General features: G+C 38.1%; 19 protein-coding genes. 12 read left to right on the top strand and 7 right to left on the bottom strand.

Going from position 1 to position 19,135, the window contains the following annotated elements:
• Positions 1-30 precede the first annotated feature (30 nt).
• The gene (locus tag AB1Z56_RS24825) at positions 31-2,559 is read right to left on the bottom strand and encodes an OstA-like protein (RefSeq protein ID WP_313268116.1); all 2,529 of its coding nucleotides are present in this window, start codon (positions 2,557-2,559) and stop codon (positions 31-33) included.
• A 99-nt stretch (positions 2,560-2,658) separates the two neighbouring features.
• Between AB1Z56_RS24825 and tilS the strand changes: the two genes are divergently transcribed.
• The 7 genes from tilS (at position 2,659) to AB1Z56_RS24860 (ending at position 7,768) form a co-directional block, all read left to right on the top strand.
• Entirely contained in the window at positions 2,659-3,990 is a 1,332-nt protein-coding gene (gene tilS, locus AB1Z56_RS24830) for a tRNA lysidine(34) synthetase TilS (protein ID WP_426790439.1), read from the top strand.
• A 144-nt stretch (positions 3,991-4,134) separates the two neighbouring features.
• Positions 4,135-4,629 (top strand): hypothetical protein, encoded by a 495-nt coding sequence (locus tag AB1Z56_RS24835; RefSeq protein WP_120333501.1) that lies wholly within the window; start codon positions 4,135-4,137, stop codon positions 4,627-4,629.
• 89 nt (positions 4,630-4,718) lie between these two features.
• Positions 4,719-5,039, top strand: a complete 321-nt coding sequence (locus AB1Z56_RS24840; protein WP_088160261.1) for a DUF4834 family protein — start codon at positions 4,719-4,721, stop codon at positions 5,037-5,039.
• Positions 5,040-5,072: 33 nt separating this feature from the next.
• Positions 5,073-6,176: a DNA replication/repair protein RecF gene (gene recF, locus AB1Z56_RS24845; protein ID WP_424544301.1), complete on the top strand. Its 1,104-nt coding sequence runs from the start codon at positions 5,073-5,075 to the stop codon at positions 6,174-6,176.
• Between the two features lie 46 nt (positions 6,177-6,222).
• The gene (locus AB1Z56_RS24850; RefSeq protein ID WP_227550177.1) at positions 6,223-6,495 is read left to right on the top strand and encodes a DUF721 domain-containing protein; all 273 of its coding nucleotides are present in this window, start codon (positions 6,223-6,225) and stop codon (positions 6,493-6,495) included.
• Positions 6,496-6,506: 11 nt separating this feature from the next.
• A complete protein-coding gene (locus AB1Z56_RS24855) occupies positions 6,507-7,070 on the top strand; it encodes a Crp/Fnr family transcriptional regulator (protein ID WP_120333500.1) in 564 nt (187 codons plus the stop codon).
• Positions 7,071-7,333: 263 nt separating this feature from the next.
• The gene (locus tag AB1Z56_RS24860) at positions 7,334-7,768 is read left to right on the top strand and encodes an SRPBCC family protein (RefSeq protein ID WP_426790440.1); all 435 of its coding nucleotides are present in this window, start codon (positions 7,334-7,336) and stop codon (positions 7,766-7,768) included.
• A gap of 367 nt (positions 7,769-8,135) precedes the next feature.
• Here AB1Z56_RS24860 and AB1Z56_RS24865 read toward each other — a convergent pair whose 3' ends face one another.
• The 3 genes from AB1Z56_RS24865 to sucC form a co-directional block, all read right to left on the bottom strand.
• Entirely contained in the window at positions 8,136-8,756 is a 621-nt protein-coding gene (locus AB1Z56_RS24865; protein WP_120333498.1) for an L-threonylcarbamoyladenylate synthase, read from the bottom strand.
• Between the two features lie 149 nt (positions 8,757-8,905).
• Complete coding sequence (gene asnS, locus AB1Z56_RS24870; protein WP_120333497.1) at positions 8,906-10,351, bottom strand: asparagine--tRNA ligase; 1,446 nt, start codon at positions 10,349-10,351, stop codon at positions 8,906-8,908.
• A gap of 321 nt (positions 10,352-10,672) precedes the next feature.
• On the bottom strand, positions 10,673-11,866 hold the full coding sequence (sucC, locus tag AB1Z56_RS24875) for an ADP-forming succinate--CoA ligase subunit beta (protein ID WP_046674091.1): 1,194 nt from the start codon (positions 11,864-11,866) through the stop codon (positions 10,673-10,675).
• Positions 11,867-12,038: 172 nt separating this feature from the next.
• Between sucC and AB1Z56_RS24880 the strand changes: the two genes are divergently transcribed.
• The 4 genes from AB1Z56_RS24880 (at position 12,039) to AB1Z56_RS24895 (ending at position 14,972) form a co-directional block, all read left to right on the top strand.
• Positions 12,039-12,689 carry an ABC transporter ATP-binding protein gene (locus AB1Z56_RS24880; RefSeq protein ID WP_309364775.1) on the top strand — a complete coding sequence of 217 codons (651 nt, stop codon included), beginning with the start codon at positions 12,039-12,041 and terminating at the stop codon, positions 12,687-12,689.
• A gap of 65 nt (positions 12,690-12,754) precedes the next feature.
• A complete protein-coding gene (locus AB1Z56_RS24885; RefSeq protein ID WP_309364496.1) occupies positions 12,755-13,234 on the top strand; it encodes a hypothetical protein in 480 nt (159 codons plus the stop codon).
• 75 nt (positions 13,235-13,309) lie between these two features.
• The gene (locus AB1Z56_RS24890) at positions 13,310-13,840 is read left to right on the top strand and encodes an HAD family hydrolase (RefSeq protein WP_309364494.1); all 531 of its coding nucleotides are present in this window, start codon (positions 13,310-13,312) and stop codon (positions 13,838-13,840) included.
• A gap of 127 nt (positions 13,841-13,967) precedes the next feature.
• Complete coding sequence (locus AB1Z56_RS24895) at positions 13,968-14,972, top strand: LacI family DNA-binding transcriptional regulator (protein WP_309364492.1); 1,005 nt, start codon at positions 13,968-13,970, stop codon at positions 14,970-14,972.
• Positions 14,973-15,053: 81 nt separating this feature from the next.
• Here the strand turns inward: AB1Z56_RS24895 and lpdA (AB1Z56_RS24900) are convergent, their stop codons facing one another.
• A complete protein-coding gene (gene lpdA, locus AB1Z56_RS24900) occupies positions 15,054-16,442 on the bottom strand; it encodes a dihydrolipoyl dehydrogenase (RefSeq protein ID WP_070560650.1) in 1,389 nt (462 codons plus the stop codon).
• Positions 16,443-16,687: 245 nt separating this feature from the next.
• Between lpdA (AB1Z56_RS24900) and AB1Z56_RS24905 the strand changes: the two genes are divergently transcribed.
• Positions 16,688-16,987, top strand: a complete 300-nt coding sequence (locus AB1Z56_RS24905) for a DUF3817 domain-containing protein (RefSeq protein ID WP_046674086.1) — start codon at positions 16,688-16,690, stop codon at positions 16,985-16,987.
• Positions 16,988-17,131: 144 nt separating this feature from the next.
• Here AB1Z56_RS24905 and AB1Z56_RS24910 read toward each other — a convergent pair whose 3' ends face one another.
• Both AB1Z56_RS24910 and lpdA (AB1Z56_RS24915) read right to left on the bottom strand, forming a co-directional pair.
• On the bottom strand, positions 17,132-17,536 hold the full coding sequence (locus tag AB1Z56_RS24910; protein WP_075991086.1) for an acyl-CoA thioesterase: 405 nt from the start codon (positions 17,534-17,536) through the stop codon (positions 17,132-17,134).
• Between the two features lie 68 nt (positions 17,537-17,604).
• Positions 17,605-19,011, bottom strand: coding sequence for a dihydrolipoyl dehydrogenase (gene lpdA / locus AB1Z56_RS24915; protein ID WP_075991087.1), 1,407 nt, complete (start codon positions 19,009-19,011; stop codon positions 17,605-17,607).
• Between the last annotated feature and the right edge of the window lie 124 nt (positions 19,012-19,135).

A 19,135-nucleotide genomic window follows, 5' to 3' on the forward strand; every position in this document is an offset into this window, starting at 1 on the left:
TTGCGCTTCCTTTTGTGTTGACTTCTCTTATTATTTAGCTTTTACTTTTGTTTGGGTACTATCTTGAGCAGGTATTATCGCCGATTTATTAGTTGTTGAGTCGGACTTTGAAGCTACTTTGTCAGTTGCGGTCTTTACACTTGTTTTTGTAGCGTTAGCTTTATCCGTTGTTTCAGATGGCTTAGCTGTTTTGGTGACAGCGCTTGATTTATTGTTTGTAGCGTCCACCTCTTTTTCTTTCTCGAGCGTTTCGTTAGCACCAGCTTTCTTGGCGGCACCCTTTGGAGGGGTCGTGGTTTTATCACCTTTTTTTATAGACTTCATTGTTCCAGATTCTTCACCTTCTGGTGCCGTCGGAACCGTAAATGAAGCTTTTGAAAGATCTCTTTTTCGATTTAATAAATCATCTTTTGATTTGGGGCGGTCTTCAGGTCGCCAAGTGAAATTCGGAAGAAACTCTTTATCGGCGGTGACTTCCGCAATAGGATAGACTTTGCCATCCACTTTCCGGATGGATACGTATTCCTTCAACTTATTGTCTTCCATCAAGATCTTGAAACGACTGCTTCGATCATGGATAAGCTCAGTGGTTACATTGGTCTTTTCATCAATATTATAGAAGATATTTTCTGCATTGCCATCGACAAACAGACGCTCCATGCGGTTATTGGTGAAAAAGCTGGTAATCTTCCGTCCCTTAATCTGGTTGAACTTTAAAGAATCACTGGTCGCGTTTACCATAAATGCATTGCCCACAAGTAGTGAATTGTCCAGCTTTTGGTTCTTTACTTGCAGAAATATGGTGTCTCCCGAAATCTGCGAGTTTTCGGCCCACATCATTGGTTTTCCCATTAGTCTGAACATGGAATCTTGCATACCATAATACATAGAATCTGCTACAGCCTGCAAGTCCGATTTAAATAATCGAGCATTATAGTAGGCCTTTATAATCCGTGTTTTAGCCGTATCCTGGGAAAGGGAATCGCGTTTTCCCTCTTGAGCATTTTTTAAAGCTGCTCCCATCAGTTTATCGGATTCACCGCCTTTCGGGATGATCGCTTTTTTACGCAATAAACTATCAGCCTTGAGATTTTTTTCAATTTCTATTTTGTTTTGATCACCGACTATTACCGGTGCTTTCTTCGGAGCAATCGGCTTCCTATTCGTAAGGGTATCTTGTACTTTGTTTGTGTTTTTTTCAAGCACCGGTTTCCTGACTTCTTTTTTATGCAGATTATCTAAATCTTTTTGGAGACTATCTGCAACGGTTTTTAATGTACCTGTAGAATCAATCTGTGTTGATGTTGAATCATGATCACCATAATCGACCTCATTGTCATCCTCAATAGCCCCACCTTCACGATTCAATTTAAAATCTTTTGCAATATAATCTCGGCGAAATATCATCTGTGAGAAGAGCGTGTCGGCTGTCATAAAAACAGAATCTACCTGTGAATCAGCCTTAAGTGGTTTATTATTGCCGCTTTTGACATTTTTACCTGGATGTTCCTTTTCTTCTAGCGCAACTTGCGATGTAGTTTTATTTGATTTGAGGTCATCTTTGTGTTGTTCTTTTTCAATCTTCTTCAATTCTTTGGCTTCATTTTTTAACTCTTTCTCCGATTTTTGTTGGACAGGAGACAAAGAAGATACAGAATCTTTTTGTGTTGAATCTTTTTTGACAACCGAAATGATCAGGGGTTTGTCTGTCATCGTAATGGATTCGTTTCTCCCGTTGTACAAACCAAATCCACCATAGGCGTAAAATTTGTCTAAGGTATCAACAAAGACCACATTTTTTACGGCTTTACCGATTCCCACTTGTCTATCGTAGAATAGGCTGTCTCCCTTAAGAAACTTTGTACCTTCTGTGTAGAGGTTGTTTTTAGAGAAATAAGCCTGGCCCGTTGCCATATGGTATCGGCCTTTTTCAGTATACAGGTTTTCCCCTTTATTTCCCTTGATATTGGTAGGCCCATAGAAATCAGTAATGCGTGTATTACCATTATATTTCATGGAGTCCGTGTAGACTTTTACATTGGTTGATCGGACCACAACTTTTTGATTGAAATAAGATTCCCCTGTATTTTCGAAATAAGTAGCTCGCTGGCTTGTAATTGTATCGCTTCCTGATAGAATACGCCCACCACTGTAATAATTACCGATTTTACTGCGCATATTATAGACAAGATGATCGGTTGTCAGTATAGAGCCACTGGTGCTGACCATTCGTACAGCGCCCGTAAGTGTAGCGAGCTGCATGGCCGCTTCATAGTGCAATTTATTGGAAAATATCTGCGTACCGTCGGGTTGAGTAATGATTACATTTCCAAAGGCTTCAAAAAATTGTCTGCCAATGTTGTCTTTGTGTAAATAGCCACTATCTGATGATAGCGTTGAGCCTACATGTTCATAGACTGGGCGGTAAAAGAGGATATTGCCGTCTTTTCCAGTAATAATATGGGATGATGAAAGAAGCTTTAGTTCATCCTGTTTCTGTGCTTGGACCGACAAGCCAGTTAAAATAAATACAATAAGTGTATAAATGTATTGTTTCACAAGGGCAAAAATATGGATTTTAATTGCTACTTCACTGGATTTCACAAATTTTAAGACTTGAATTTATCATTCGGACAAAATATACCGTAACTTTGTTATATGAATGTGCTGGAAAGACTAATGGGCTATATTGAAAAGGAGCATTTGTTGATGCCTCATGATAAAATATTGCTTACGGTGAGTGGAGGAAAGGACTCGATGTTAATGGCACATTTATTTGCAAAAGCAGGGTATACGATTGCTATTGCACATTGCAATTTTCAATTAAGGGGGGCGGAATCTGAAGAGGATGAAGCTCTAGTCAGAAAATTTGCAGCGGAAAATAATGTTCCAATATACGTGAAACACTTTGATACACAAGCTTACGCAAAGGACCATCAGGTTTCGATTCAAATGGCGGCCCGGGAACTTCGTTATGCTTGGTTTGAGAAATTGCGACATGAGCTGCAGTTCGATCGAATTGCAGTAGCTCAGCATCTGAACGATCATATCGAAACGGTACTCCTGAACCTTTCACGTGGAACCGGTCTCCAAGGCCTCCAGGGTATTTTTCCTATCAGAGAGCGCATCATCCGACCACTACTTTTTCTGAAGGCAAGCGAAATTGAACATTTTGTGAATATGTATGGGATTGCTTATCGGGACGATCAGTCCAACTTTTCAACAAAATATGCACGTAATAAAATAAGGATTGATATCATCCCACATTTTAAAAAACTTCAGCCAGATTTTGAGATGGTCTTCGAGCAGAATATCAATCATTTTAAGGAATCTTACCAGCTGTTGCAGCAATTTGTGGAGCCCATTCGGAGAAAGCTGTTTTACCCTATTGACGAAGGATGGGGAGTTCAGAAGGAAGATCTGGAACCCTATATGGATAATCTGCCTTTGCTTTATGAGTTGTTTTCGGCTTTTAATTTCTCAAAGCCGGTACTAAGTGATCTTCAACAAGCTTGGTCAAGAGAGTCTGGACGTATTTTTCAATCCGATGCCTACCATATGCTCCTGGATAGAAATGAACTTTTTATTCGTGAAAAGGAATTTATTTCTCCCGATGAGGCTTTAATCACCTCCGAAACTTCGACTGTGGAGTGGAAGCACTATTGTTTTCATGCCAATGTTTCTGCCGATCTAGCTATTGTCAAAGCAAGTGAGGTTGCAAAGCTGGATTATGATGTGTTGGTTTTCCCGCTCACAATTCGATCATGGAAAGTTGGCGATAGCTTTTATCCTTTAGGTATGGAAGGGCGTAAGAAGTTGAGTGATTTTTTTATCAATAAGAAGATCAGCTTATTTGAAAAGGAAAATATTCCGATCGTGGTGAATGGAAATGGAGATATCCTTTGGGTAGCCAATTATCGCATGGACAATCGTTATAAAATTACCGCCAATACAAAAAAAGTCCTTACTTTAGTTTGCAGAACTGATTAGCAAGAAAAATTGTTGCTGCTAAAAATGACGGAAGGATCCTGAATGATACAAAATCTATAGAAGCAAAAATGATACTAATGAGGAGTTCAAATAGTAAGAGACAATGGTGCGAAGTCTCCAAATTAATAGCTAAATCTTAAGTAAATGAAAGAAGGTGTACTCTATTCGGAAAATCAATATTTAGGTCGTGACCGTGTTTGGATCAGCGTGCGTTTAGTGCTCGTACTTTTTTGTTTTACGGCATTTTATTTGAATTTAGACCATTTGATATCGAGCCAATTGTTCTTTATTGTAGGAGTAGGTATTATCATCACGTCTATTGTCATGATGTATATGGTATTATTCCGTACGGAAGTATTTCAAGACCATATACTTATTAGTGGACTATGGTCTACTCGAGTCGTCAAAATCGATCTTGCCTCTATTACAAAAATAGAAAAGGCGCCTTATAGTACATTCTTTTTCAATAATCCTGTTTATAATCTGCATACTAAAGGAAAGATTAAATTCTTCGCTGGAGGCAAAAATGCAGTTTTTTTAACGGATAAAGATGGTCTTACCTACGTGTTGGGTACACAGCGCCAAGAAGAGCTCTATCGAATTATTATGGAAACAAAAGCGCGATTAGGAAAGTCTTAAAATTTGTTAATAAATTCTTATCTGACATTTTAAAGACAACAGTTTATCGAGTTATTGGTTAAATTTGATAAAATAGCAACGAATTAACTATGGCATTTTTAAAATTTATACTTATTACATTCGCTGTTTACTTTGTAGTAAGATTCTTATTTAGATTATTTTTACCATTTGCAATGCGTAAAGCAGCTGAAAAGTTGATGAAAAAAGCGCAGCAGCAGGGTGGAGCATATGGTAGCCAAGGATCAGGCGGTACCTTTTATTATGAATTTAATGGTCAAGGGCAACAGGAAAGTAAAAGGTCTCAGCCCGAAGGGAAGGTACATGTCGATTACATTCCACCGAAAGAAAGTCCTGAACGTAAAGGAACTGAAACCGCTGGTGAGTTTGTGGATTTTGAGGAAATAAAATAATTTTTAGCAATCCAAATAGCGTATCTTTGTGCTATGTGGCTGAAGCAACTTTCTGTTCTAAATTTCAAGAATTACTCGGAATCATCTTTGGAATTTCTCCCCGAGGTAAATGCGTTTACGGGGAATAATGGTGTTGGTAAAACCAATCTTTTGGATGCGATTCACTATTTATCACTCTGTAAAAGTTATTTCAATCCAATTGATTCGCAGCATATCAAATCAGGAAATGACTGGTTTATGGTACAGGGTGAATTTGATAAAGAATCCATTAGTGATTTCATTTCTTGTAGCCTTAAAAAAAATCAGAAAAAGCAATTTAAAAAAAATAAAAAGGATTACCCGCGACTGGCTGATCATATCGGCCTATTTCCTTTGGTCATGGTATCCCCAAACGATAGCATCATCGTCACAGATGGGAGTGAAGAGCGTAGAAAGTTTGTGGATAATGTGATTTCCCAAACAGATAATAAATATTTAGATACCCTGATTATTTATAATAAGTATTTAGCCCAACGTAACAGTCTCCTTAAACAAGCACGTCAAACCAGTGTATTGGATCTTGGCCTAATCGAAATTCTCAATTTTCAGCTTGAAGAAGTTGGAAATATTATTTTTCAAAAAAGAAGGTCTTTTATGGAGGAGTTTCAGCCGGAGTTTGACCGACACTATCAGTTCCTCACCGAGGATGCAGAGTCTGTTCAATTACAATATGAATCGCCTTTAATGACAGATTCGTTTCTAAATATTTTGGAGAAGAATTTGGAACGTGACCGTATGCTGGAACGCACAACGCAAGGAATACATAAAGATGATCTGATCTTTACCATTCACGGTGGAATGCCCTTAAAGAAGTTTGGTTCTCAGGGCCAACAAAAATCTTTTCTAATTGCCCTGAAGCTTGCACAATATTCTTATCTCCAGCAGAAAAAGGGTTTTAAGCCCTTACTTCTTTTGGATGACATTTTTGATAAACTTGATGATCGCCGTACACATAAATTGATGCAGATGGTTTCAGAAGATGATTTTGGACAGATTTTCCTGACAGATACGGATTCCGTGAGAATTCAGCGAATCTTTGACGAAATCAGCCGACCTGTTCGTATATTTGATATTGAAGGAGGACAAGTCAATGTATAAGAAGCAAACTAAAAAAAGCCTAGAATTCATTCGGTCAAGCGACGATATGACAATTAAGGAGGGAGTTGAGCGTCTTCTTGAGGCTTATAAACTACGAAGAAAATTTGATGAAACTTCGATCGCATCTGTTTGGCCTCAATTGATTGGTAAAGCTATCGCTAATCGCACACAGCAGCTATATGTTCGTGATAAAAAACTGTTCGTACGTGTAGAGTCTGCTGTTATTAAGAATGAATTGGCGCTTATGCGAAGACAAATTCTAGGAAGGGTAAATGAATATGTAGGTCACGTCATTATTGAAGAAGTCGTGATTTTATAAAACCTCCTTTCATGTTAGATCAACTCTTTCGAGATTTTTTTCCTATTTCTGAGGCTAGTGCCTTAAAACTTTTCTCAAACTTCGAGCGTATTGAATTAAAACGAGGTGAATATCTGATCAAGGCGGGCGATTACTCTTCCAATCTGTTTGTGATAGAATCCGGATTAATCCGTCAATATGCTTGGTCAAAAAAAGGAGAGTTTACGCAATGGATAGGTACAAGGAATCATTTTGTGACAGATCTTGCTTCTTTCATTTTTGACAGGGCTTCCATATGGAATTTCCAATGCATTAGCGACTGTACGGTATACCGTTTGTCAAAGTCCGATTACCAGCGAATGGAATCCGAAATTGTGGAATGGAATAAATTTGAGAAGGCTTTTTTGGCAAAATGCTTTTGCACCATGGAGCAGCGAATCTCGGATTTTATTTGTCTAACAGCGGAAGAAAGATATGTCCAATACTTTGAACAACATAAATTATTATTCCAACAAGTTCCCCTTCAATATATCGCCTCCGTGTTAGGTATGAGCCCAGAAACCTTGAGTCGTATTCGAACAAAAATAAGTTCTTGATAAAAGTCAAGAGCGAGCCGCCTGTCTTTTTCTAGTTTTGTCCTGTAGCTGTTAACGAACAGCTTGCTTAATAGAACATGTAACCAAAATTTTGTGTATTTATACATTTATATGGTTCATATGAAGCTTGGAGTAGTTTGTTTGCAGTTGTAATAATTGAAATTAAGATGAAACTAGAATAGCATCACATCCGCTTTAGCGTTATTTGAAGACAGGTGAAGAAGCTTGAGCTATTTTGTCGTTTCAGCGATAAAAAGAACAAAATGAAAAAGATTGAAACGAGTATTCTCATTGATGCGACAGCAGAAGAGGTTTGGCGGGTATTAAGTGGATTTAAGGCTTATTCCCAATGGAGTCCAACAATCAAACAGTTTGAAAAGCAACCGGTAGTCGGAAAACGCTGCAAAGTGCTTTTAGAACAACCAAACGGATTCAAGATCAAAATGAATCCAAAATTCCTGTCTATTGAACAGAATAGCGAGCTGCGCTGGAAAGGAGATTTATTCTTTCCAGGTATTTTTGATGGCGAGCATTATTTTAGGTTAGAACAAGTGGGAGCTTCACAAGTTAGATTTGTCCAAGGCGAATTTTTTTCTGGATTGTTGGTTCCTTTTCTGGGAAAACTACTGATAGAAACAAAGCGCGGATTTGAACTTTTCAACATAGCGATAAAAAAACGGGTAGAGTATCGTTCTTAACTTTCCACAGAGATCTGTTAGTATAGTTTATTTATAAACACGATATTTAACGAATTTGCCGATGAATGTTATCTTATGCACATTTTTATGTGTATAACCCCCTAGTTTTACACATTTTGTTGTTTTTTTGAATCCTTTTTGTTTGTGTTATTAACAATGTAGTGTTGATAAAGGACTACTTATACACATTTTATGTTAGTATCCATATGTCAACAAGCTACTTATTAACATTTCTTGTGTTAATAAGTAGCTTGTTTTGTTGATAAGTATGTTGATGGGAGTAGTTTATGCACAAATTACCAACAATGATACTGGTGGGAATTTTGCAAATAGGTTAATAAGGGGAGTTTCTACTGAAAGTTGGTTTTTATAGGAATTGCTCCAAATCACCTTTTCCTTCACGAATAACATCAAAAGTTCCTTCTGTAAGATCGACCACGGTAGATGCGACATTATCGCCATAACCGCCATCTATAACAGCATCAACTAGATCTTCGTATTTTTCATGAATTAATTCGGGATCAGTAGAATATTCAATAATTTCATCTTCATCGTGAATGGAGGTTGTCACAATAGGGTTACCTAATTGTTTGACAATTTCACGAACAATATTATTGTCTGGCACCCGTATACCCACAGTCTTCTTTTTGGAACTTAGTAGCTTAGGGACTTTAGTTGTTGCGTTAAAAATAAAGGTAAAAGGTCCAGGCAAGGCTTTTTTTAATACACGGAATACGGAGGTATCGAAGGATTTTGTGTATTGCGAAATATCTGTTAAATCATAGCATATAAATGATAGATTAGCCTTTTCTGGTTTTAGACCTCTAATTTCACATACTCGTTCTATGGCTTTTTGTTGCGTGATATCACAGCCGATACCATATACGGTATCAGTAGGGTAGATGATTACACCTCCACGCCGTAGAATATCAACCGCCTGTTCTATTGCCTTGGGGTTAGGATTGTCGTTATATATCTTAATAAGCATTTTCTATTTTTGTTAAGTACCTGAATTAGGTTTAATCTTAGCCCCTGTTGTAGAATGTCAATAGGGCAATGGTTATTATCTGCATTCAGATACGCTATATCTAAAAGAACAACAGCCAAAATATTTTGTTTTGGCTGTTGTTCTTTATATTAAAATTCTGCGTTTTTCGGTGTACGTGGGAATGGAATGACGTCGCGGATATTGGTCATCCCTGTCGTGAATAAAACGAGGCGTTCAAAACCTACGCCAAATCCTGAATGTGGTACCGATCCAAAACGGCGTGTATCCAAGAACCACTCCATTTCTTCTGCGGGAATACCAACTTCAGCCATGCGATCAAGTAAACGATCAAGATTTTCTTCACGCTGCGAACCACCGACCATTTCACCAATACCTGGGAAAAGAATATCCATGGCACGTACTGTGTTTCTTCCTTGTGCATCCGGCTCATTTTGCTTCATATAGAAGGACTTGATTTCGCGCGGATAGTCTGTTAAGATAACAGGTTTCTTGAAGTGTTTTTCAACCAAATAGCGTTCGTGTTCCGATTGTAAATCAGCACCCCAATCATCAATTAAATATTTGAATTGTTTCTTTTGGTTTGGTTTGCTACGCTTTAATATTTCAACGGCATCGGTATAGGTAACCCTTTCAAAATCGTTTGTTAATACGAAGTTTAACTTCTCAACAAGATTTAATTCTGAGCGTTCTGCAGCAGGTTTAGATTTCTCTTCTTCCAGCAAACGATTGGTTAAGAACTCAATTTCTTCTGGACAGGTTTCCAAAGCATATTTAATCACATATTTCAGCAAAGCTTCGGCCAAGTCCATATTGTCCTCTAATTCATAGAAAGCCATTTCGGGTTCGATCATCCAGAATTCAGCCAAATGGCGTGTTGTATTTGAGTTTTCCGCTCTAAATGTTGGACCGAACGTATAGATGTTTCCAAATGCCATGGCACCAAGTTCTCCTTCCAATTGGCCCGATACAGTAAGGTTCGTCGATTTTCCAAAGAAGTCTTCTTTGAAATCGATATCTCCATTTTCTTTGCGTGGCGGGTTTTTTAAATCCAGGGTTGTAACCTGAAACATTTCTCCAGCACCTTCCGCATCCGAACCTGTGATGATTGGTGTATGCATGTAGACAAAATCGTTTTCCTGAAAAAACTTGTGTACTGCAAATGCTAAAGCATTACGCACTTTGAATACCGCATTGAATGTTCCGGTACGGAAACGCAAATGTGCAATTTCACGTAAAAATTCTAAGCTATGCTTTTTGGGTTGTAATGGATATTTTTCGGGGTCAGAGTCGCCAATAATACTAACTTCAGTAGCTTTGACCTCAACTTTTTGCCCTTTACCCAATGATTCTATCAATTGACCTTTTACGCGAACTGCTGCTCCAGTGGTGATACGTTTTAAGATATCTTCAGGTGTATTTTCAAAATCGACAACTGCTTGAATATTATTGATTGACGAACCGTCATTGATTGCTATAAACTGATTGTTGCGGAAAGTTCTTACCCAACCTTTAACAACGACCTCTTTGCCAAATTCTGTGGCATTCAATAGTTCCTTTATTCTTGTGTGTTCCATCTTAATTTTTGGAGATTGACTTGTAAAAGATGCTTTGTTAAAAAAGCAATACAAAAATAAGCTATTCTGTTGGTTTATTGGTTATAAATGTTGATTTAATTCACTTAAAGATGGTTCGTTAACCTGCACAAGGGAAATATATTTTGAAATAAGGACCGGTGAAAACTCAAAGATTGGGAAATGGCACACACCTCGTTTTGCTATGGAATATAGGTTTGCTAAGAAGAGAGCTTTTTGTCTGTGTGGCGAGCGATAGGAGGAGTAGAAACAAAAAACGCGGACTATCACTAGTCCGCGTTTTTGTTATGATGATTAAAGGAATTAACCTTTTAATACTTTCGTTACCAATTCAGCAGCTTCTTTCAATAAGATTGCAGAATAAACTTGTAAACCGGACTCATCAATTAATTTTTTCGCTTCTTCAGCATTCGTACCTTGAAGGCGAACGATGATTGGAACAGGGATGTTACCGATTTCGCTGTAAGCATCAATTACACCTTGAGCAACACGGTCACAACGAACAATACCACCGAAGATATTAATTAAGATCGCTTTTACGTTAGGGTCCTTTAAAATGATATTGAAACCAGCTTTTACAGTTTCAGCATTTGCAGTACCACCTACGTCCAAGAAATTTGCAGGTTCACCACCAGCTAATTTGATGATATCCATTGTAGCCATTGCTAAACCAGCACCATTTACCATACAACCTACGTTACCATCTAATTTAACGTAGTTTAGGTTTGATTCACCAGCTTCAACTTCCGTTGGATCTTCCTCAGTTACGTCACGCATAGCAGCGTAATCTGGGTGACGGTACAAAGCGTTCTCATCAAGATTTACTTTCGCATCAACTGCTAAGATCTTGTCGTCTGAAGTTTTTAATACCGGATTGATCTCAAACATAGAAGAGTCTGTAGAATCGTACGCTTTGTAAAGAGCGGCAACAAATTTCACCATTTCTTTGTGTGCAGCACCAGAAAGACCAAGATTGAAAGCAATTTTACGTGCTTGGAATCCTTGTAAGCCTACTTTTGGATCGATTTCTTCTTTGAAAATCAAGTGTGGTGTTTTTTCTGCAACTTCTTCGATGTCCATACCACCTTCTGTAGAGTACATAACGATGTTACGTCCCTTAGCACGGTCTAATAATACAGACATGTAGAATTCTTTTGTTTCGCTCTCGCCAGGATAATAAACGTCTTGAGCTACCAAAACTTTGTTTACTTTTTTACCTTCAGGTCCAGTTTGAGGCGTTACTAATTGCATGCCAATGATGTCAGTTGCTCTTTGTTTGACTTCATCCAAGTTCTTAGCTAACTTGACACCACCACCTTTACCACGGCCACCAGCGTGAATTTGAGCTTTAACAACAACCCAATCAGAGTTGTAGTCTTCTTTCATTTTTTTGGCCGCTTCCACAGCTTGCTCTGGAGTATCTGCTACGATACCTTCCTGTACGCGCACACCAAAGCTCTTTAGTATTTGCTTTCCTTGATATTCGTGAATGTTCATTTGCAAAAATATTTGGCGTAAAAATATAATTTTTTGGGGGATAAGACAAGGGATAAGTTGCTCTTTTATCTATTTTTTGACATTTAGACAAAATAAAATGGCTGGAATAGAGAAATAACAGCTTATTTATTCAAACTCGTGGTATCGTAAATTTATTTATCTTTGTCCTATGATGTTACATGCCAAAGGAATTCACAAAGCTTATGGGTCATTACCAATTTTGAAAGGTGTTGATATCGCTGTTGAAAAAGGGGAAATCGTCAGTATTGTTGGTGCTTCAGGAGCTGGTAAAAGTACACTGTTGCACATCATTGGTACCTTGGATAAGCCTGATCAGGGAACGGTTTCCATCAATGGTGTTGATGTTCAAAAATTGAATGCTAAAAAGTTAAGCGCGTTCCGAAATGAACATATTGGTTTTGTATTTCAATTCCACCATCTGTTGCCTGAATTTACAGCACTGGAAAATGTATGTATTCCAGCTTTTATTCAGGGAAAAGGGAGGTCCGAAGCGGAAGCTAAAGCAAAGGAACTGCTGGACTTATTAGGGGTTTCGCATCGTATTGACCACAAGCCTGCAGAAATGTCTGGGGGTGAGCAACAACGTGTTTCTGTAGCGCGTGCTCTAATCAATGATCCTTCTATTATTTTGGCTGATGAACCCTCTGGTAATCTAGACTCGGAAAATGCAGCAGCTTTACATCAATTGTTTTTTGATCTTAGAAACAAGTTTCAGCAAACGTTTATTATCGTTACCCATAATGAGGAACTTGCCCGAATTTCGGATCGAACGATTCATATGCGTGATGGATTAGTCGTGTGACAGATCCAAAATACCCAGAAATATCAAAATGCCCTGAAATAATCGGGTTTATAACTATATTTTTAATGAAGAAAATACTCATCACTTTCGGAACCAGACCTTTGGCAATGCGTATCGCTAAAAAATTGGGAACTGATTTCGAAATAATATATGCAAGTTCAGAAGATATTCCTGAATTGCTGCTAAATTCAGGTAACTATGCGAAGATTCCGAAAGGACTTCTCCCCACTTTTGCACATGAGATACTCAAATTAAGTTTAGACCAACAGGTTAATTATGTGCTGCCTTTAGGAGGTTTTGAGCTGGAACCATTGGCTGCAGCCAAAGTTTTATTTGAGGAATATCAGATTTCAGTTCTTGTTCCTGATAAAGATCTGCTTGAAACTATTCCTGTTATGGAAAATCCGCCAGCTGATTTGCCTTATAGACTTCTGTCAAAGGGCAACGATTTATTGGGCTCAGCGACTTTCGAAAGATCATTGGACGGATTATTTGCCACATCAGATTCTGGTGAGGATCTTGCATTAATCTGTGTATCCAAATAGGATATCACTTTGTGGCTCATGTAATAATCGTTCCAACGGTGTTGATACAGCCCTTAACTTTAAGCTTTTATACTCATGATGTTTCCAGAAGAAAAAAAGGTGTATGTTTTTGAATTAGATGATGTTGTTTTTCCCAAAAGGGACTACTTACTTCAAGTATATTATCTTTTTGCTAGTTTTATAGAATTTACAGAGACTGTTCCGGCCCAAGCAGATTTGGTTCAATTTATGAAAAATCACCTTGAGCATCAAGGTGAGAATCTATTGTTCGAACATACACAACAAACTTTTGGATTTGATCAAAAATATAAGGAAAATTTTGAACGGCTTCATGTAAATGCAATTTTGCCGCTACGCCTACACTTGTTTGATCATATTAACACCCTATTTGCGCAGTTAAAAGCTGCTGATAAGCACATTTGTATCCTAACGAAAGGTAATCCACTTGAACAGCTCAATAAAGTTAAATTTGTGGATTGGGGCGAATATAGTGACAAGATAAAAGTTTATTTTAAGGATGAACTCCTTTTTAGGGGAGTAGAGCCATTGGAGTTCCTGGCCACGGAGTTTGCAGTGGGAACTGCCGAAATTCAATTTGTAGACTAAGTCTACAGTAAGTATCTTTGTTTAATCTACCAACAATAATTGTCTTTAAAATCGTAGTCAATATTGTTGAAAAAAAATTATGATTAGGGATATAAAAGCCCTATTTTTATATAAAGCCCTTGGATTTATGAATAAAGTGAACAAGCCTGCCACGATTAAAGAAATTGCCAAGAAGCTGAAAATCAGTCCTTCGACAGTTTCTAGAGCATTGAATGATCATCCAAGTATTGGATTAGTAACAACAATGCGAGTTAAAAAAATGGCCGAAGAATTGAATTATGAACCCAATCAGACGGCTATATTCTTCAAACAACGTAAGACATTCACTATTGCTGTGATCTTGCCGAGTTTGTCTGAACCGTTTTTTTCTTTCGCCATTAGTGAAATTGAAAATGTTGCATCCGAACACCGATATACTGTTCTGATGGGACAATCATTGGATGATCCTGATCGTGAAGAGCAGATCTTAAAAACATTTAAAAACCATCGTGTCGATGGGATTTTGATGTCTATAGGTAAAAAGACGACCAATTTAGAATTCATTGAGAAATTGGAAGCGTCTGGTATCCCGATTGTCTTCTTTGACTGTGTGCCTAGTTTACCTAATATCAATAAAGTGCAGAGTGATCTTTCTACTGGGATGAACGAAGCTGTCGATGCTTTTGTAGCACGTGGGCATAAAGTCATCGCACTTGTAAATGGACCGAAAACACTACCTGCCAGTGAAGATCGAAAAGTAGCTTATCTATCGGCTATGAAAAGGAATGGTATGGATATTCTAGAAAAGAATATCATCGAAACAGACCTGAGTACGGAAGGAAATGAAAAGGCTATGGATAGTATATTTGCGATGTCTGAGCGACCTTCTGCCATTATATCTTTTAATGACTTTGTTACACTTGATTTGATGAAAGCGGCCAGACAAAAGGGGCTTGTCTTAAATCAAGATATTTTCTTTATTAGTTATGCCAACTATCCGTTATGGCAATATATGGAAAATCCGCCAATGGGACGCATAGAGCAATTTCCGGGAATGCAAGCGCGTAAAGCGGCTGAAATTTTATTTGAACGCATTGACAACAGCGAAATTGTCGATCAACAGATCGTCTTTAAGTCGCGATTGGTTATGTAATCGCTATTAACCATTCGATCATAAAACTAAAAAGGGGAAAATCGTTAGATTTTCCCCTTTTTAGTTTTATTTGTTTTAATACTACAAGTGGATCACTTCACCGTAAGCATCAGCACAAGCTTCCATAATCGCTTCACTCATTGTTGGGTGAGGATGGATCGTTTTAATCATTTCATGACCTGTTGTTTCCAGTTTGCGGGCAACAACAACTTCTGCAATCATTTCTGTAACATTGGCTCCGATAAGGTGTGCGCCTAGGAACTCACCATATTTAGCATCAAAGATAACTTTAACAAAGCCATCTTTGGCACCAGCAGCTGAAGCTTTTCCTGAAGCTGAGAATGGGAATTTACCAACTTTAATTTCATAGCCGGCTTCTTTTGCCGCTTTTTCGGTATAACCTACAGAAGCAATTTCTGGGGAACAATATGTACATCCAGGGATATTATTGTAGTCAATAGGTTCAACATGTAGACCTTTGATTTTTTCAACACAAGTGATTCCTTCTGCTGAGGCAACGTGAGCCAAGGCTTGGCCTTTAACAATGTCACCGATCGCATATACACCTTCGATGTTTGTTTTGTAGAAATCATCTACAACAACACGGCCGCGATCAGTTTTTACACCAACCTCTTCCAAGCCGATATTTTCGATATTTGGAGCGATACCAACAGCCGATAATACAATCTCTGCTTCGATAACTTCAATACCTTTTTCTGTTTTGATAGAAACTTTGCTCAACTCACCTGTTGTGTCAACGGACTGAACTTCAGATTTCGTTAAGATGGTGATACCTTGTTTTTTTAAGCTTTTCTCTAATTGTTTTGAAATTTCTTCATCTTCAACAGGAACGATTCTATCCATAAATTCTACGATAGTTACTTTTGTTCCGATTGCATTATAGAAATAAGCGAACTCAACACCGATAGCACCTGAGCCAACAACAACTAAAGATTTTGGTTGTTTAGGAAGTGTCATTGCTTGACGGTATCCGATGATTTTTTTACCATCTTGAGGTAAATTAGGCAATTCACGTGAACGTGCACCAGTCGCTAGGATGGTATGTTTTGCCGAATATTCTTTAGTAGAACCGTCTGCTCCTTTCACATCGATTTTACCACCTTTTTTAATTTTTGCAGTTCCATTGATGACGTCGATTTTATTCTTTTTCATCAAGAACTGAATACCTTTACTCATTCCTTCAGCAACCCCGCGACTTCTTTTGACAATAGCGTCAAAATCAGCCTCACCACCTTGAACATTGATGCCGTAATCAGCGGCATGGTTTAAATATTCAAATACCTGAGCACTTTTCAATAATGCTTTTGTAGGGATACAGCCCCAGTTTAGACAGATTCCGCCTAATGATTCGCGTTCAATAATCGCTGTTTTGAACCCTAACTGAGCGGCTCTAATGGCAGCAACATACCCGCCTGGACCACTACCGATTACAATGATGTCGTAATTCATATAAATAAATATTCTGTAGTTGAGTGTTATAGCTTCAAATGACAAAATCTGTGAAGCATATATTCATTCAAAAGTACGCATTTTTTCTGATGAATATGAACTATTTATTGTAAAATTGGCGGTTTCTGATAAAACACTGTCGCTGTTTCTAGCTGAATGTCACATCCTGGTCAAAGGGGGAAAAATAATAGTTAAAGCGTTTTTAGAGTCTTATTTTTGAGGTTCACAATACACAGTTTATCATTATGTTAAGAATATTCAGACAGATCGCCCTGTGGGAAGCAATCTCCACCATTTGCTTGTTTTTTATTGCCATGCCGTTGAAATATTTCGCGGGTATCCCCGAAGCAGTCAAAATAGCCGGTTCCATTCATGGCTTCTTTGTCGTTATCTTCGTCGTTATGCTGATCATGTCAACTGTAGAATACAAGTGGCCTATATTAAAGGCCGTGAAATATTTCTTGGCTTCTTTGATCCCTATTTTTGGCTTTTGGGTGGAATTGGATCTTAAAAAAGAAATTGAAGGAAAGAGACAGAAATCATAGTTTGTTTAAAAAATACAAAAATGCATGAATTTTTGCAAAGGGTTAGGTGAGTACTAGACTAGAAGAATAGCCTGGATTCAATGGAAGAATAAATGTGCCATCTCCCTTGAGGAGATACCAAATTAATAAAGACAGGGGAGATGTTTAATCATCTCTACCTGTCTTCTCAATCCCCATATACGCATAGGTAATGCTATCTTTTCCATGAGGAGCTGGATTACCATCTTCATCCAAGTTTACAAAGACCAATTTATCGATCGATAGAATTGTTTTCCTGGATATTTTATTGCGTACCTCGCAGCGCATCGTTAACGATGTTGTTCCAAAATTGATCGCTTCAATACCCAGTTCGAGAATATCGCCTTGCTTGGCTGAGCTTACAAAGTTTATTTCTGAAATAAATTTCGTAACCACTTTGGGATTTCCTAATTGAACGATAGCATAGATGACCGCTTCTTCATCAATCCACCGCAGTAGTGTTCCGCCAAATAATGTTCCATTGGGATTTAGGTCTTCGGGTTTGACCCATTTTCTTGTATAAAAATTCATCGTATATAGGTATTTATGACAAGGGGGAAAAGTTTCCTTTTCCCCCTTAAATATTCGATATTTATCGCCTAAGCGTGTATTGCTCTGTTTGCTGTAGCTGCTAGCGCCGCCTCTTTGATTGCTTCAGTATAGGTTGGGTGTGCATGGCAAATACGTGCGATATCTTCTGCAGATGCACGGTATTCCATAGCTACGGTTGCCTCACCAATCATATCTGCTGCACGAGGACCAATCATATGTACACCTAATACTTCGTCAGTTGTCGCGTCTGCCAGTACTTTTACAAAACCATCCGTATCACCAGATGCTTTTGCACGACCAGAAGCTTTGAAAGAGAATGATCCAGCTTTGTATTTTACACCTGCCTCTTTAAGTTGCTCTTCAGTCTTTCCAACAGAAGCAACTTCAGGCCAAGTATAAACAACACCTGGAATCAAATTATAATCAATATGTGGTTTTTGACCTGCAATATATTCTGCAACATATACACCTTCGTCCTCAGCTTTGTGTGCCAACATTGCTCCAGTGATCACATCACCAATTGCAAATACACCTTGTACAGCTGTTTCCAGATGTGCATTAACTGGAATTTTCTTACCTCTTTCTTCTACTGTGATGCCGATATTTTCTAATCCTAAACCTTCAGAATATGCAGTACGACCAACGGCTACGATACAATAATCGCCTTCTAAAGTTACTTCTTGTCCTTTTGGATCTTCAGCAGTTACTTTTACAACTTTACCTTTCGCGGAAGCTCCAGTCACTTTATGACCTAAATAGAACTCCATGCCCAATGATTTTTTCAAAACACGTTGTAGTTCTTTTCCTAAGCCACCATCCATTGTACCGATGATAGATTTTGCAAATTCAACAACAGAAACTTTTGAACCCAAACGTGCATAAACAGAACCTAGTTCCAAACCGATAACACCACCACCAATGACAATAAGGTGTTTTGGAATCTCTTTTAGGTTAAGTGCTTCGGTTGAGGTAATGATTCTTTTTTTATCAACAGGTAGGAAAGGCAATGAAGTCGGTTTCGATCCCGTTGCGATAATTACATTTTTACCAGTGATCTGCTCTGTAGAACCATCTGCTTTCGTTATTTTGATGGTGTTTTTGTCCACAAATGAACCCACACCCTGAAAACTGTCAATTTTATTCTTCTTAAATAAGAAGGTAATACCAGCAGTATTTTGGGCAATGACATCGTCTTTACGAGCAATCATCTTTGCCATGTCTACTTTCAGATCTTTCAAGCTGATGCCAAATGCATCAAAATTGTGCGCAGCATTGTGGTAATGCTCCGAAGAATCTAAAAGCGCTTTTGAAGGAATACATCCAACGTTAAGACAAGTACCACCAAATGTGCTATATTTTTCAATAACAGCTGTTTTTAATCCTAATTGGGCACAACGGATAGCTCCTACATATCCGCCTGGACCACTTCCGATTACAATTACGTCGTATTGCATTGATTACGTTTTATTTTTTTGTACCACAAATTTAATGATTATTAATGGGATAGGAAATCAAAACTTACGATTTGTGACCAAAGATCCTTACTTTACATTTTTTTGATAAAAGAATGGAAATTAT

The organism is Sphingobacterium sp. WOUb80 (genome assembly GCF_050058145.1).
Taxonomy (GTDB): domain Bacteria; phylum Bacteroidota; class Bacteroidia; order Sphingobacteriales; family Sphingobacteriaceae; genus Sphingobacterium.

Bases quoted from the DNA above. Each gene is read 5' to 3' on its own strand.
- tilS (WP_426790439.1), top strand. From the start codon at position 2,659: ATGAATGTGCTGGAAAGACTAATGGGCTATATTGAAAAGGAGCATTTG.
- AB1Z56_RS24835 (WP_120333501.1), top strand. From the start codon at position 4,135: ATGAAAGAAGGTGTACTCTATTCGGAAAATCAATATTTAGGTCGTGAC.
- AB1Z56_RS24840 (WP_088160261.1), top strand. From the start codon at position 4,719: ATGGCATTTTTAAAATTTATACTTATTACATTCGCTGTTTACTTTGTA.
- recF (WP_424544301.1), top strand. From the start codon at position 5,073: ATGTGGCTGAAGCAACTTTCTGTTCTAAATTTCAAGAATTACTCGGAA.
- AB1Z56_RS24850 (WP_227550177.1), top strand. From the start codon at position 6,223: ATGACAATTAAGGAGGGAGTTGAGCGTCTTCTTGAGGCTTATAAACTA.
- AB1Z56_RS24855 (WP_120333500.1), top strand. From the start codon at position 6,507: ATGTTAGATCAACTCTTTCGAGATTTTTTTCCTATTTCTGAGGCTAGT.
- AB1Z56_RS24860 (WP_426790440.1), top strand. From the start codon at position 7,334: ATGAAAAAGATTGAAACGAGTATTCTCATTGATGCGACAGCAGAAGAG.
- AB1Z56_RS24865 (WP_120333498.1), bottom strand. From the start codon at position 8,756: ATGCTTATTAAGATATATAACGACAATCCTAACCCCAAGGCAATAGAA.
- asnS (WP_120333497.1), bottom strand. From the start codon at position 10,351: ATGGAACACACAAGAATAAAGGAACTATTGAATGCCACAGAATTTGGC.
- sucC (WP_046674091.1), bottom strand. From the start codon at position 11,866: ATGAACATTCACGAATATCAAGGAAAGCAAATACTAAAGAGCTTTGGT.
- AB1Z56_RS24880 (WP_309364775.1), top strand. From the start codon at position 12,039: ATGTTACATGCCAAAGGAATTCACAAAGCTTATGGGTCATTACCAATT.
- AB1Z56_RS24885 (WP_309364496.1), top strand. From the start codon at position 12,755: ATGAAGAAAATACTCATCACTTTCGGAACCAGACCTTTGGCAATGCGT.
- AB1Z56_RS24890 (WP_309364494.1), top strand. From the start codon at position 13,310: ATGATGTTTCCAGAAGAAAAAAAGGTGTATGTTTTTGAATTAGATGAT.
- AB1Z56_RS24895 (WP_309364492.1), top strand. From the start codon at position 13,968: ATGAATAAAGTGAACAAGCCTGCCACGATTAAAGAAATTGCCAAGAAG.
- lpdA (WP_070560650.1), bottom strand. From the start codon at position 16,442: ATGAATTACGACATCATTGTAATCGGTAGTGGTCCAGGCGGGTATGTT.
- AB1Z56_RS24905 (WP_046674086.1), top strand. From the start codon at position 16,688: ATGTTAAGAATATTCAGACAGATCGCCCTGTGGGAAGCAATCTCCACC.
- AB1Z56_RS24910 (WP_075991086.1), bottom strand. From the start codon at position 17,536: ATGAATTTTTATACAAGAAAATGGGTCAAACCCGAAGACCTAAATCCC.
- lpdA (WP_075991087.1), bottom strand. From the start codon at position 19,011: ATGCAATACGACGTAATTGTAATCGGAAGTGGTCCAGGCGGATATGTA.